Source organism: Peteryoungia wuzhouensis, from assembly GCF_003205195.1.
Lineage (GTDB): Bacteria > Pseudomonadota > Alphaproteobacteria > Rhizobiales > Rhizobiaceae > Allorhizobium > Allorhizobium wuzhouense.
In genome coordinates, this window is the sequence record NZ_QJRY01000007.1 from 38,928 (window position 1) to 51,514 (window position 12,587).

Annotated in this window: 15 protein-coding genes; 6 read left to right on the forward strand and 9 right to left on the reverse strand. The window is 61.4% G+C overall.

The window, feature by feature from the left end; all coding sequences use genetic code 11:
• Window positions 1–17 precede the first annotated feature (17 nt).
• A complete protein-coding gene (locus DMY87_RS17685) occupies window positions 18–1,247 on the forward strand; it encodes an AI-2E family transporter (protein WP_245408967.1) in 1,230 nt (409 codons plus the stop codon).
• 118 nt (window positions 1,248–1,365) lie between these two features.
• A complete protein-coding gene (locus DMY87_RS17690) occupies window positions 1,366–1,779 on the forward strand; it encodes a hypothetical protein (protein WP_110792986.1) in 414 nt (137 codons plus the stop codon).
• A 10-nt stretch (window positions 1,780–1,789) separates the two neighbouring features.
• Here DMY87_RS17690 and DMY87_RS17695 read toward each other — a convergent pair whose 3' ends face one another.
• From DMY87_RS17695 to DMY87_RS17705, 3 genes are all read right to left on the reverse strand, one after another.
• A complete protein-coding gene (locus DMY87_RS17695; RefSeq protein ID WP_110793266.1) occupies window positions 1,790–2,929 on the reverse strand; it encodes a DUF2336 domain-containing protein in 1,140 nt (379 codons plus the stop codon).
• 92 nt (window positions 2,930–3,021) lie between these two features.
• Window positions 3,022–3,636 (reverse strand): flavin reductase family protein, encoded by a 615-nt coding sequence (locus DMY87_RS17700; protein ID WP_110792987.1) that lies wholly within the window; start codon window positions 3,634–3,636, stop codon window positions 3,022–3,024.
• On the reverse strand, window positions 3,636–4,220 hold the full coding sequence (locus DMY87_RS17705; protein WP_110792988.1) for a nitroreductase family protein: 585 nt from the start codon (window positions 4,218–4,220) through the stop codon (window positions 3,636–3,638). The genes DMY87_RS17700 and DMY87_RS17705 overlap by 1 nt, the downstream gene beginning before the upstream one ends.
• Before the next feature lie 110 nt (window positions 4,221–4,330).
• On the opposite strand from DMY87_RS17705, the gene DMY87_RS17710 reads away from it, so the two are divergent.
• Window positions 4,331–5,281 (forward strand): hypothetical protein, encoded by a 951-nt coding sequence (locus tag DMY87_RS17710; RefSeq protein ID WP_110792989.1) that lies wholly within the window; start codon window positions 4,331–4,333, stop codon window positions 5,279–5,281.
• A 6-nt stretch (window positions 5,282–5,287) separates the two neighbouring features.
• Here the strand turns inward: DMY87_RS17710 and DMY87_RS17715 are convergent, their stop codons facing one another.
• The 5 genes from DMY87_RS17715 to DMY87_RS17735 all read right to left on the reverse strand — a co-directional run bounded on the left by DMY87_RS17715 (window position 5,288) and on the right by DMY87_RS17735 (window position 9,652).
• The gene (locus DMY87_RS17715) at window positions 5,288–6,127 is read right to left on the reverse strand and encodes a lysophospholipid acyltransferase family protein (RefSeq protein WP_110792990.1); all 840 of its coding nucleotides are present in this window, start codon (window positions 6,125–6,127) and stop codon (window positions 5,288–5,290) included.
• A gap of 104 nt (window positions 6,128–6,231) precedes the next feature.
• Window positions 6,232–8,229 carry a threonine--tRNA ligase gene (thrS, locus tag DMY87_RS17720; protein WP_110792991.1) on the reverse strand — a complete coding sequence of 666 codons (1,998 nt, stop codon included), beginning with the start codon at window positions 8,227–8,229 and terminating at the stop codon, window positions 6,232–6,234.
• 115 nt (window positions 8,230–8,344) lie between these two features.
• Window positions 8,345–8,773, reverse strand: a complete 429-nt coding sequence (locus DMY87_RS17725) for a DUF2267 domain-containing protein (RefSeq protein ID WP_110792992.1) — start codon at window positions 8,771–8,773, stop codon at window positions 8,345–8,347.
• A gap of 70 nt (window positions 8,774–8,843) precedes the next feature.
• On the reverse strand, window positions 8,844–9,203 hold the full coding sequence (gene yidD, locus DMY87_RS17730) for a membrane protein insertion efficiency factor YidD (protein ID WP_110792993.1): 360 nt from the start codon (window positions 9,201–9,203) through the stop codon (window positions 8,844–8,846).
• A 2-nt stretch (window positions 9,204–9,205) separates the two neighbouring features.
• Complete coding sequence (locus tag DMY87_RS17735) at window positions 9,206–9,652, reverse strand: iron-sulfur cluster assembly scaffold protein (RefSeq protein WP_205908196.1); 447 nt, start codon at window positions 9,650–9,652, stop codon at window positions 9,206–9,208.
• Between the two features lie 264 nt (window positions 9,653–9,916).
• Here DMY87_RS17735 and folE point away from each other — a divergent pair, with 264 nt between their 5' ends.
• From folE to DMY87_RS17750, 3 genes are all read left to right on the forward strand, one after another.
• Window positions 9,917–10,522, forward strand: coding sequence for a GTP cyclohydrolase I FolE (gene folE / locus DMY87_RS17740; protein ID WP_110792994.1), 606 nt, complete (start codon window positions 9,917–9,919; stop codon window positions 10,520–10,522).
• A gap of 19 nt (window positions 10,523–10,541) precedes the next feature.
• A complete protein-coding gene (gene hisI, locus DMY87_RS17745; RefSeq protein WP_110792995.1) occupies window positions 10,542–10,991 on the forward strand; it encodes a phosphoribosyl-AMP cyclohydrolase in 450 nt (149 codons plus the stop codon).
• 82 nt (window positions 10,992–11,073) lie between these two features.
• Window positions 11,074–12,030 (forward strand): patatin-like phospholipase family protein, encoded by a 957-nt coding sequence (locus DMY87_RS17750; protein WP_110793268.1) that lies wholly within the window; start codon window positions 11,074–11,076, stop codon window positions 12,028–12,030.
• A gap of 47 nt (window positions 12,031–12,077) precedes the next feature.
• Here the strand turns inward: DMY87_RS17750 and DMY87_RS17755 are convergent, their stop codons facing one another.
• Window positions 12,078–12,512 (reverse strand): CBS domain-containing protein, encoded by a 435-nt coding sequence (locus tag DMY87_RS17755; protein ID WP_110792996.1) that lies wholly within the window; start codon window positions 12,510–12,512, stop codon window positions 12,078–12,080.
• Window positions 12,513–12,587: the final 75 nt, after the last annotated feature.

Consider the following 12,587-nt stretch of genomic DNA (forward strand, 5'->3'; position numbering starts at 1 on the left):
GAGGGGCGCAGACGATTGTGAGCCAGGTCGACCAACAGAACCCGCAAAAGGGACCGCGCTGGCTTGGCCAGGCCACGGCGAACCGTATTGCCCTGATCACGCCGATCTCCGTCGCCCGCTGGCTGCTTGTGCTGATCGGCATCGCGGCGATCTATTTCTTTCACGGCTTTGTGGTCCCGGTGCTTGCGTCGCTGGTCGTTGCCTTTGCCAGCTGGCCGCTCTATCGCCGCTTGCTGAGAAACGTCAACGGCAACACCACCATTGGCGCCACCTGTGCGATCCTGTTTATCATTGCCTTTCTCGTCGTCCCGATCGGCATTGCGGTCAGCTATGCGGTGGACGAAGTACGGCAATGGATCCTTTGGGCGGTCGAGGCCAATCGCATCGGCGCACCGCCGCCGGCCTGGATCACGGCCCTTCCCTGGGCTGGCGAGTGGTTGGCCGACAAATGGCGCATGCATGTGGGCGAACCCGGATCGATCGGCGAGCTGATCCAGATCGTCAGCGGCGCCAATATCGGCAATATCTACAGGGCGGTGATCGCGGCCGGTGACGGGCTTTTCCACCTGCTTCTGACGCTGCTTTTCATGCTGATCGCTCTGTTTTTCGTCTACCGCGATGGCGCCAATTTCGCCCGACAGCTGGACCTTCTCGGTGAGCGCATCCTGCCCAATCGCTGGGAGCGCATTTCGCGCGTCGTGCCGGCAACGATCAGCTCGACCGTGACAGGCATGACGCTGATCGCGATCGGCGAAGGCATCGTGCTCGGCATCGCCTACTGGCTTGCCGGCGTGCCCTCCCCCGTGACGCTCGGTGTCATCACTGGCGTCATGGCGCTCATCCCCGGTGGCGCGCCCCTGTCGTTCACCCTCGTCTCGATCTACCTGGCTGCCAGCGGTCTGGTCGTCCAGGGCGTGGCTCTGTTCCTCTGGGGTTCCGTCGAACTCTTCATCGTCGACAAGACGGTGCGCCCGCGCCTCGTCGGAGGACCGATCAAGCTGCCTTTCCTTCCGACGTTTTTCGGCCTGGTTGGCGGCGTCAAAACCATGGGGTTCCTGGGCCTGTTCATCGGCCCCGTCCTGATGGCGCTCCTGGTCTCGATCTGGCGTGAGTGGATCCGCGAAGTCGAGCTCTCCGAAGAGTTCGCCGCAGACGCAGGTCTAGACCACGCCTTGCCTGCGGAGATGACCGAGATCGTCGACGTGCCTGCTCCGCCGCCCCGGCCACGCCAGGTTTCAAGGACCTGACGTCAAGCTCCCCGTCTAAGGCAACGGGCCCGGTCGATCTTGGCGGTATCCGAAGCCTTGTTTTGGCTCCAATCCTTGTGTTTCGTCGCAGCCATCATCTGGAGGAGCGCCCGCGTCGATGAAAACCGCCTTGATCATGATGACCATACTCGGCTGCGATGACAGCGTCAGCCAATGCCAGTTCGTCGAGACGCCACCGGAACGGTTCGTCTCGGTCGAACTCTGCGATGCGGCGTCCGAAACGGTGTTGGAGCGCTATAGCAATATCGCGTTTCCGACAGCCGTTGCCGTCTGCCAGGAGCCGCCTCCGGAAATCGCCGATGCCATCGCCGAATCGACAGAAGCGAATGCCGCTGCGGTCGCCAGTGCGACACCCACTCTTACCGAAGAGCACAAGACGCTCACCTCACGCGCGATCGACAGCATCCGTGAGGTGCTTCCCGGCCGAGCGCAGTTCAAGATGATTTTCGAGACGCCGATTCACGTCGTCTCGGACAGCTATTCCTGGGTCGCCAAGAAAATCATTCCCTAGGGGATCGAATTCAGGCGGCAGCGAGGGCGAGCCCGCTTGCATAATCGCGGGCAAGACGCCGTTCCTCGGCGATCGCCAGTCTTTCCACCATATCGAGCAGCGCACGCGCCGTGTCGCTGAGGTCCGTCTGTTCGCGATGGCGTGCGATGAGACGGTGGGCAATATTGTCGAGGTCCAGGCCATTGGCTGACTCGATAAGGCTGCGCCACTGCATGATCGCATCGACGAAGAGCGGGCTGATTTCGCGCGAGAGGCCGGTCGCTTCCAAAAGGGCACGTACGGCGTGCAATCGGCCGGTGGCCAGAATGGCGCGCACGCGGCGTTCGTCCAGACCCGAGATGGCTTCGATCGCTGCCGCAAAGAAATCGGTGCGTCCGGCGCAAAGCGCATGCATGAGGAAGGCGGGCGTCAGCCGACCGGCCGTGCGCAGCTGCTCGGTCAGACGGCGCAATTCGTCACCATGCACATCCGACAAAAGGGCAACGGTCGCACTGTCGCTCGCTTCGCGGGCAATGCGTTCGATACGGCGGCTGCCGATTGCCCCAAGTACCAGACCGGAGCCAGACAAAGCCTCCGCCACGAACTGGACCAGAAGCTGACGCAGGCCAGCGGAGAGATCGTCACGCTCCAGCAGCAATGCGCGGATCCGCTCGCTGCGGCCATGACGTTCGGCAATGCGCTTCAGGGTAAAGGGGGTCAGTCTGGCGCCTGGATTTTCGAGGAGAACTTCAAGCTCGCAGGCATCTCCAATTTCGGCAAGAGCCGCCGCCACCCCGACACTCACCGTACCGCGCGCCGCCACCAGCGCGCGCGTCTCGACCGTGCCGCGTCCAGCGATATCGACCAGGTCCGCGTCGGTCAGAACGGGAGAGAGCAGGATCACGGAAGAGGCAATCTCGGGCTGATCCTCTGCAAGCGACACCATGAGACCGCGCGGAGCGCGGGGCTCGGCCGCAAGAACCTCAGCCAAGGCGAGGCGCACCTGGGGAGACGGATCATCAAGCAGATAGGTCATGGCGACCTGGGCTTTGTGCCGCTCCTCGGGTGACATTTCGGATTTCAGATAGGCGCGCGCAAGGGCATTGGCTGCTTTCGCGCGCTCCTGCGCCTTGGCAGTTTCGACCCATCGGAGAAATGCGGCAACGATCACAGTCAGACCCACTCGCTACGGACACGCAAACCGGATGATCCGGCTGTGAAGACCCTAGCGGCAAAGTCTTTATGAAACGTTCACCACGTTTCTTAACCCCTGCCCGGCGCCGATGGCCTGGCCAGTTGAATGAGCGGCGAAATCCCGGCGTAGTCCATATAGCCCGCCCGCAGGATCGGATCGGCGAGAGCGAGATCGAAACGTCCGTCGCGAATCACGCTTTCGTCGATATGAACGCCGACAACCTGGCCGAAGACAACATGACTGTCCGTGTCCATGCCATCGATATCTTTCAGCGTCGTCACCAAGGTCACCCGGCACTCCAGGACAGCGACCGCTTCTCCAACATAGGGCGCAGCGACCAGACGACCGTCGACTGCCGTCAATCCGGCCAAGGCAAACTCGTCCGTACCATAAGGTACGGCAGCCGAAGACCGGCTCACCTTCTCCAGCAGCGTCCGACTGGCGAAGCTGGTCGTGAAGACGCCGGTCTCCTCGGCATTTCGCAGACTGTCCTTTCGACCGCTTGATGAGAACATGATCATTTTCGGCCGATCGCCGACGGCATTGAAGAACGAATAGGGCGAGAGATTGCGGCTTCCGTCCCTGCCCTTCGTACCGATCCAACCAATCGGCCTTGGCGCCACGATCGCCTTGAAGGGATCATGGACCATGCCATGGGCGTTGCTCTCGGTATCGTAGAACATCAGTCCTCGCCGCCTTGCCAGCTGACGACATCGGCCAAAGCGGGGCGTGACCGCTCGACGATCGGAAAATCCGTCGATCCGATATGGATGAAGCCGGCAACCTTCTCGCCGGGCTTGATTCCAAGCAGAGGATGCGCGCGCTCATCGAAGGCAAACCATTCGGACAACCAATTGGAGACGTAGCCATGGGCATTGGCGGCCATCAAGAGATTGAGGCAGACGGCGCCGGCCGACATGACCTGTTCCCATTCCGGGATCTTGAAATGCGGGGCAGCGGTCGAGACAACGGCGATCACCACCGGCGCGCGGGTGAAGCGGCTACGCTCCACCTCAATCATCTCCTCCGACAGGTCGGGATTCTTCTCCACTGCCATCTTCAGCAGTTCCTCGCCGATCCGGGCACGCTCCTCGCCGCGATAGACGATAAAACGCCAAGGCGCGAGCTTGCCGTGGTCGGGCACGCGAACCGCAAGCGAGAGAATCGATTCGAGTTCGCTCCGATCCGGCCCTGGTTCGCGCATCTGGAAAGCGGGCACAGAACGGCGAACAGCCAAATAATCAAGCAGTTTGATGTCATTTCTCATAGATGATAACCTTCGTTGGCCCTGTGGGAACAAGACCGGTCTTGAAATTGCCATGGCATTGGGGTTGAAGTTGCCGGCATTGGGAAGGAAGTCAACAGACAGTGCATCGCATGACCTGCCAAGGAATTCTCGCCCGTGTATTTGTCGGGCTTTGCGTAGCCCTCACGGCCGCGCCCGAGAGCCATTCTCAGGATGCATTCGAAACCTTCAAGCAGTTGAACGGTTCGACCAAGATGCCGAAGCTGAAGGCTTTTTCCGCGCCCGGCGCCGAGGCCCTTGCCGCCGCCAACCCGAGCCGCAGTGTCAAGCTCGAAGCCAAACTGACGGCCAAGGGCGACGCCATGCAGCATGGGCTGTCCTGGCGTGTCTTCAGCCCCATCCCGGGTGCTGATGGCAAGCTGCCGCTGCTTGCCAGCGCCGAAGGCGGATCTGCCGCCTTCCAGCTCGCGCCGGGGGATTATTTCGTCAATGTCTCCTTCGGTCGCGCCGGAGCCACCAAGAAGCTGAATGTTCCTGCCGAAGGCGAAGTCGACGAGCAGGTTATGGTTCTCGATGCCGGTGGGCTGACGCTCAATGCGATATCGGGCACCGATTCGCATATCCCGGACAAACAATTGAGCTTCGACATTTATTCGTCAGAGGTGCGCGAAGATGGCGAGCGCGGCCTCGTTGTTGCCGATGTCAAGCCGAACACGATCGTGCGCCTCAATGCCGGGACCTATCACGTGGTCTCCGAATACGGCGCGGTCAATGCCGTCGTTCGAGCCGACATCGCCGTCGAGGCCGGCGAACTGACGGAAGCAACGATCCAGCACCGCGCCTCGCAGATCGGCTTCAAGCTGGTCTCGGAACCGGGTGGCGAAGCCATCGCCGATACGGCGTGGTCCATCCTCACGTCCGGCGGCGACATCGTCGCTGAAAGCGTCAGCGCCTTCCCTGTCATGGTGCTTTCGGAAGGACAGTATACGGTCGTCGCCCGCAACAAGGACAAGATCTATCAGAAGGACTTCGAGGTGGCGGCCGGCAGCAATATGGATGTCGAGCTGGCGCTCACCCCCTGAACCGGTTCAGGCAGCCTTCCTGAACCGCCGACGTTCCACCGGCGCCATGCTGAATACGGCGCCGAACAGGCGGGCCAGCAAGTCCTTGCGGTCCGCATAAGCGCTCAAATCTTCCCAGGGAATCATCTGACCGACGCGGGCCGAGATCGCCGAACCGGACAGCCGACGGAATTCGCGGATCAGAAGGGATACGCGCAGAGTGAGCGAGATCTTGCTGGCAAGGTGGAAGAGACGGCCGTTCTGGCCTTCGAAATAAACCGGTACGACATTCGCCTTGGCCGCCTGGATGAGTTTGGCCGGGAACATCTTCCACGGAAGATCTTCGGCCCGTCCGAAGCCCTTCCTGGCCGTCGCCACGCCACCGGCGGGGAAAATCACGACGGTGACGCCTTCCTTCAAAAGACGAAGGGCCTCGTGGCGGGTCTGCATGTTGAGGGCGAGTGCTTCCTTGGTTTCCTCGAAAGAAACGGGAAGAGAATAGGGCGCCATTTCCGGCACCTTCAGCAGCTCGTTGTTGATCAGCACACGGAACGGGCGGCCAAGCTGCTCGGCCAGCGCCAGAACCGCGATCCCGTCACCAATGCCAAAGGGATGGTTCGCGACCATCACGATCGGTCCCTCCGGGATGTTTTCCGGCGGCCAGGTGCCCTGAACCTTCAGGTCGACATGGATGAGATCGAGCATCTTGCCGAAGACCCGGTCAGTCTTGCCGACGATGTCATTGCGCCAGATCTCGTAGAGCCGCGTGTAGCGATCGCGGCCAGACAGACCTTCGATGGAGCGGATGAACCAGCGCTTCAGCTTGGGATCACGCGCATTGGCATAGGACAGTTCATTGAACTTCACAAAGACACCTCGGTGGCCGGATGACAATCATCATACTGTCATATGCAGATTTGATGACAAGTGTCTGACAGGCCGTGTACCGACCTGCCAGACACCGTCTTTGTTCACACCTTGCGCGCGGCCAACTTGCGGCGGACATCCGGCGGGGTCGCTTCGCCCGAGAGGACAGCCACGGCTTCGGTCAGTGCCATCGACACCTGCTCCTGCGAACCGAGACGGCGGATATTGACCGTCTTCTCTTCCGCCTCGCGCTTGCCGCAGACGATGATCACGGGAACCTTGGTCACCGAGTGCTCACGGACCTTGTAGTTGATCTTCTCGTTGCGGAAGTCGGTCTCGACCTGAAGGCCGGCGTCACGCAGCTGCTCGGCCACCTCCCGACCATAGTCGTCGGCGTCAGAGGTGATCGTGGCGACCACGACCTGCAGCGGCGCGAACCAGAGCGGCATGTGGCCGGCAAAGTTCTCGATCAAGATGCCGAGGAACCGTTCCATTGAGCCGCAGATGGCGCGGTGGATCATCACCGGCTGCTTCTTCTCCGACTTGTCGTCGATGTAGAAGGCGCCGAAGCGTTCCGGCAGGTTGAAGTCGACCTGGGTGGTCCCGCACTGCCATTCACGGCCGATCGCGTCACGCAGGGTGTATTCGAACTTCGGACCATAGAAGGCGCCCTCGCCCGGCAGGATGCCGGTCTTGATGCGACCGCCGGACTGCTCCTCGATCTGCTTCAAGACCTCCATCATCACGCTTTCGGCGCGATCCCAGAGCTCGTCGGAACCGACGCGCTTTTCGGGGCGGGTCGAGAGCTTGACGACGATCTCGTCGAAGCCGAAGTCCTCGTAGACCGAGAGGATCAGATCATTGATGCGCAGGCATTCGGCCGCCATCTGCTCTTCCGTGCAGAAGACGTGGGCGTCGTCTTGGGTGAAGCCGCGCACGCGCATCAGGCCATGAAGAGCACCGGAGGCCTCATAGCGGTGCACATTGCCGAACTCGGCAAGGCGGACCGGAAGCTCGCGATAGGACTTCAGGCCATGCTTGAAGATCTGCACATGACCCGGGCAGTTCATCGGCTTCAGCGCGAAGATCTTCTGGTCGGCTTCCTCATCGTCGGGGTGGGTAAAGGCATGCGCCGACTTCACGGCGAACATGTTCTCCTGATACCAGCCCCAGTGACCCGAGGTTTCCCACAGCGACTTGTCGAGCACCTGGGGCGCGTTGACTTCCTGGTAGGTGCCATCGAGCCGACGACGCATGTAGGAGGTCAGGGTCTGGAACATGCGCCAGCCCTTGCCGTGCCAGAACACGACGCCGGGACCTTCTTCCTGGAAATGGAAGAGATCCATTTCGCGACCCAACTTGCGGTGATCGCGCTTTTCGGCTTCGGCCAGGATGTGCAGGTAGCGGTCCAGCTCTTCCTGCTCGGCAAAGGCGGTGCCGTAGATGCGGCTCAGCATCGTGTTGTTGCTGTCGCCACGCCAATAGGCGCCGGCCACCTTCATCAGCTTGAAGGCCATGCCGATCTGCCCGGTGGACGCCATATGCGGCCCACGGCACAGGTCGAACCAGTCGCCCTGATAATAGATCTTCAGATCCTGGTCCTCCGGGATCGCGTCGACCAGTTCGACCTTGTAGGCCTCGCCCTTCGCGGCAAAGACTTCCTTCGCCTTGTTGCGCGGCCAGATTTCCTTGGTGAAGGGCTTGTTGCGCTGGATGATCTCCTTCATCCGCTTTTCGATCTTCGGCAGATCGTCGGGCGTGAAGGGCTCAGCCTTGGCGAAGTCGTAATAGAAGCCGTTCTCGATCACCGGACCGATGGTCACCTGGGTGCCGGGCCACAGTTCCTGCACGGCCTCGGCCATCACATGTGCCGCATCGTGGCGGATCAGTTCCAGGGCGCGCGGATCGGTGCGGGTGACGATCTCGATCCGGCCGTCCACGACGGGGTCGGAGAGGTCGCGAACGGTGCCGTCGAGTGCGATCGCGACAGCCTTCTTGGCGAGCGACTTGGAAATGGATTCGGCGACCTGCGCACCGGTCGTGCCGGGAGCGTATTCGCGGATGGAACCATCGGGGAAAGTGAGAGATACGGAAGCGGACATGCTATGTCTCCTGATCCAGTCCCGCCAACGAATGCGGGTGGTGAAAGGGGCGGGCTCGAACCCGCGATTTACCGGCGCTCCTTAGGACGAAAGCGCTGCTGAGTAAAGGATCTTGCTAAGTCCGGTCGAGCTTCCAGAACTCACGGGCTTCTGGTGCAAAACCTGCAAGCAGTCGCTCGAACGACCTGGCATCCACATGCCGCTTCAGGCATTCCGCAACCTCCTCGATGGCGGTCTCGGTCGAGAGATTGTGGTCGTGGCGAAAGGCACGGACTTCCTTTTGCAGTTCGTCTCGGGCGACAAATGGCATTTGCGGCTCGTCGAGGCGCCAGTCGCTGACGAAAATTGCCCGGAGGACCGGCGGCAACACCCCGGCAAAGGCGATCGCTTCTGCGACCGTCAAGCGACGTCGGAAGACGTAGAAGACTGCCTGAAGCATCGTATAGGCCTGGTGCGACGAGGTCAGCATGGACGTGGTGACAAGGTCCTTCATGAATCGATCGAAATCGGCCGAGGCCTGGCGATATTCGAGGGGCATGGGCATGGCGGGGCACTCCAAGGCACTGTCTCGTTGGTCGGCACCAAAGACGGAGCCCCCCAGCCGATTCGTCAAGTCAGTGTGCTGCCTGACGGCCGACTCGCCAGTAGCGCCAAGGTGCATACCAGCGCAGGGGTGGCGGCAGGGCTTCAGGCACGGGATCGACGCCCCAGGTGCCGCCCGGCCCGCAGCGCATGACGCGAAACAGGGTCAACCAACCACCGGACCAGAGACCATGGCGCGCCACGGCCTCGTAGCCATATTCCGAACAGGTCGGCATGTGGCGGCAGGAACTGCCGATGAGGCTCGACACGGTCAGCTGATAGAGGCGGATCAAGCCCATGCCGAACAGGCGTCCGGGTGTCTTGGCGAACGGGCCGGCCCAATTGCGGCCGCGCTGCAGCTTCTCGTGCCGACAGTCAGGCGCATTACACATTATCAGCTCGCTTCGGCCGTACGGTCGGCATGTTCGATCTGGTCGAGACAATCGACCACCGCATCGAAGGTCAGCATGGTGGAGGCATGGCGCGCCTTGTAGTCGCGCACGGGTTTCAGAAAACGCATGTCCTCGAAACGTCCCGACGGCCCCTCACCGCCTTCCTTGAGCATGGCGAGCATGTCGAGGCGAGCGGCACGCAGCTCCTCTGGCGTCGCACCGACGACATGGCGGGCCATGATGCCGGACGAGGCTTGCCCCAGCGCGCACGCCTTCACCTCATGGGAAAAATCGGACACCACGCCATCTTGAAGGCTCAGGTAGACCTTGACCCGCGATCCACAGAGCTTCGAGTGCTTCTCGGACACGGCCTGCGCATCCGGCAAGGCGCCGACGCGGCCGATATTGCCGGCGAAATCCAGAATCTTGGCGTTGTAGATGTCGTCCATGATCAATCCGCGCTGTTTGTTCGTCCGTATATAGGGATAAATCGCGGCATTGCTTCCACACGCGATGTCGCAGGCGCTTTTTCTCACCGCCAGCCATGACTATATCGAAATGGCGGTCCAAGGACAAACAAGGGATCACGCCGGGCAGCACATGCGCGTCGCAATTTTCACGAACGGACTTGCATTATGAGCCGCATTACGCCTTTACAATCGGCAAAAGCCAAACACGCGGCCGATGCCAATCGGGACCGGGAGACAATCGGCATGGATGCCATCGTGAAGAAACTACCGGCCGAGCTGCGCCGCCCGACGCGCGAAGAAGCCGAGGCGGCGGTACGCACCCTGCTTCTATGGGCTGGTGACGACCCGGAACGCGAGGGCCTGCTCGATACGCCAGCCCGTGTCGCCAAGGCCTATAGCGAGCTGTTCTCCGGCTACGGTGTCGACATTGATGAAGTTCTTGGCCGCACGTTCGAAGAAGTCGGCGGCTATGACGATATCGTGCTGGTGCGCGATATCTCCTTCTTCTCGCATTGCGAACATCACATGCTGCCGGTGATGGGCAAGGCGCATGTGGCCTATCTGCCGAAGGGTCGCGTGCTCGGTCTGTCCAAGATCGCCCGCGTGGTCGATATCTTTGCACGGCGGCTTCAGACGCAGGAAAACATGACGGCGCAGATCGCCCAAGCGATCGACGAGACGCTTAAGCCACGCGGGGTTGCCGTCTTCATCGAAGCCGAGCATATGTGCATGGCCATGCGCGGAATCCAGAAGACCGGATCGACGACGCTCACCACAACTTTCACCGGCGCGTTCAAGGACAATGCGGCTGAACAGGCGCGTTTCATGTCCATGGTCCGCATCCGGTAACCCCCATCGAGTGCACTTCATGACCATCACGTTCGGCAGCCCGTCCGCAGACAAGGCTCTTCTCGAAGAAGGCCTCGCCTTTACACCAAAATTCGATGCGCATGGCCTTGTCACTGCCGTGGTCACCGACGCCCGCGATGGTGAATTGCTGATGGTCGCGCATATGAATGCAGAGGCCATCGCACTCACGCTCGAGACCGGCATCGGCCACTATTTCAGCCGGTCGCGGGGCAAGATCTGGAAGAAGGGCGAAAGCTCCGGAAATCTGCAGACCGTCAAGGAAATCCGTGTCGATTGCGACCAGGATGCGATCTGGCTGAAGGTCGAGGTCGCCGGCCATGATGCGACCTGCCACACGGGCCGTCGCTCCTGCTTTTACCGCGCAGCCAGCCTCGATGAAGGCAAACCGGTTCTGACGATCGCGGATGACCATCGCCATTTCGACCCCGACGCCATCTACGGCGCGTGAGGAGTAGCCCGGCCCTAACGAATTCGTAAGCAGACAGTGTCCTAATGTCCTTCGGAGTGTTCAGCGAATGGGGTATGCGGAGATGCTGAACTGGAGTTTGATGGCAGGCGGTGGCACCAATCTGGCGCAACCGAACAGAGATGGCGCGGCTGGTGGATCGGGTCCACCCGTCCCGGTCGCCACTCGCAGCAAGGCAAAGGTCGCCTTGGCGCTCGGCGGCGGTGCTGCGCGCGGATGGGCGCATATCGGCGTGCTGCGCGCCCTTGACGAAGAAGGTATCGAAGTCGGCATGATCGCAGGCACCTCGATCGGGGCACTGGTCGGCGGATGCTATCTTGCTGGCAAGCTCGACGAACTGGAGGCTTTTGCCCGTTCGCTGACCATGCGCCGCATTGCCTCCCTTCTCGATCTGACCATCGGCGGCGGCGGATTGCTCGGCGGCATGCGGCTGACCAAGCGCATGCAGGAGCATCTTGAGGGGCTGACGGTCGAACAGCTACCGAAACCCTTCGTGGCGGTCGCCTCAGAGCTGAACAGCGGCCACGAAGTCTGGATCGACGGCGGCAATCTGATCACGGCGCTCAGGGCATCCTACGCCCTGCCCGGCATCTTCGAACCGGTCCGCTGCAACAATCGAACGCTGATCGATGGCGCACTCGTCAATCCGGTGCCGGTTTCCGTCTGCCGCTCCTACGAGCAGCCGCTGGTGATGGCCGTGAACCTCCATTACGACGTCTTCGGTCGTTCGGCGGTGGTGAAGCACAAGGCCTCTGCGCCGGCGGATCAACCGCCGGAAGAACGCGCGCCGAGCAAGGTCGGCCTGACCGGCGTCATGGTCCAGGCCTTCAACATCATCCAGGACCGGATCTCGCGCGCACGGCTGGCTGGCGATCCGCCGGATCTCGCACTTCATCCGCGGCTCAACGATATCGGGCTGTCCGAGTTCCACCGGGCCGGCGAAGCGATTGAACGCGGCTATGAAGAGGCGAAATCGCGCGTCAGCGAAATTCGTCGGATGCAGGAAGCCGTGTTGCGGTAGAAGCAGCGGGCGGAACGCACCGCCCGCGCCTAAACTGGGACCGAAGGTCAGCCGGCGATATAAGCCTTGATGTGTTCGGCCTCGGCTTCGATTTCGCGAATTCGCGACTTCACGACGTCACCGATCGAGATGATGCCCGACAGCTTGCCGGCGTCTTCGACCGGCACGTGGCGGAAGCGCCGGCTCGACATCATCTCCATCAATTCGTTCACGGACGTCTCCTCGCGGCAGCGATAGACGTTGGCCGTCATGAATCCGGAGACAGGCTGGTCGAAGGCATTGCGGCCGGCCGAACCCAGGGCCCGCACGACATCACGTTCGGTAAAGATCCCGACGATCCTGTTTTCCACGCCGACGACAACGACGGCACCGATCTTGTTTTCGTCGAGAACGCGTGCGGCTTCTCCGAGCGTCACGCTCGGGCTGATGGTGATAACGTTACGGCCTTTTTGCTCGAGTATGCTTCTGGCTGATGCAGACATTGTATCCTCCTCGCATTGGACGCTGTGCGTACGCAGGCCCCTCCCCGGGCGAGCGCCCGAAAATGGTGCCTGTTA

Excerpts from the sequence above, each read along its gene's own strand:
- DMY87_RS17755 (WP_110792996.1), bottom strand. The coding sequence starts at position 12,512 with ATGTCTGCATCAGCCAGAAGCATACTCGAGCAAAAAGGCCGTAACGTT.
- thrS (WP_110792991.1), bottom strand. The coding sequence starts at position 8,229 with ATGTCCGCTTCCGTATCTCTCACTTTCCCCGATGGTTCCATCCGCGAA.
- folE (WP_110792994.1), top strand. The coding sequence starts at position 9,917 with ATGGATGCCATCGTGAAGAAACTACCGGCCGAGCTGCGCCGCCCGACG.
- DMY87_RS17725 (WP_110792992.1), bottom strand. The coding sequence starts at position 8,773 with ATGCCCATGCCCCTCGAATATCGCCAGGCCTCGGCCGATTTCGATCGA.
- DMY87_RS17750 (WP_110793268.1), top strand. The coding sequence starts at position 11,074 with ATGCTGAACTGGAGTTTGATGGCAGGCGGTGGCACCAATCTGGCGCAA.
- DMY87_RS17700 (WP_110792987.1), bottom strand. The coding sequence starts at position 3,636 with ATGTTCTACGATACCGAGAGCAACGCCCATGGCATGGTCCATGATCCC.
- DMY87_RS17690 (WP_110792986.1), top strand. The coding sequence starts at position 1,366 with ATGAAAACCGCCTTGATCATGATGACCATACTCGGCTGCGATGACAGC.
- hisI (WP_110792995.1), top strand. The coding sequence starts at position 10,542 with ATGACCATCACGTTCGGCAGCCCGTCCGCAGACAAGGCTCTTCTCGAA.
- DMY87_RS17735 (WP_205908196.1), bottom strand. The coding sequence starts at position 9,652 with ATGGACGACATCTACAACGCCAAGATTCTGGATTTCGCCGGCAATATC.
- DMY87_RS17710 (WP_110792989.1), top strand. The coding sequence starts at position 4,331 with ATGACCTGCCAAGGAATTCTCGCCCGTGTATTTGTCGGGCTTTGCGTA.
- DMY87_RS17705 (WP_110792988.1), bottom strand. The coding sequence starts at position 4,220 with ATGAGAAATGACATCAAACTGCTTGATTATTTGGCTGTTCGCCGTTCT.
- yidD (WP_110792993.1), bottom strand. The coding sequence starts at position 9,203 with ATGTGTAATGCGCCTGACTGTCGGCACGAGAAGCTGCAGCGCGGCCGC.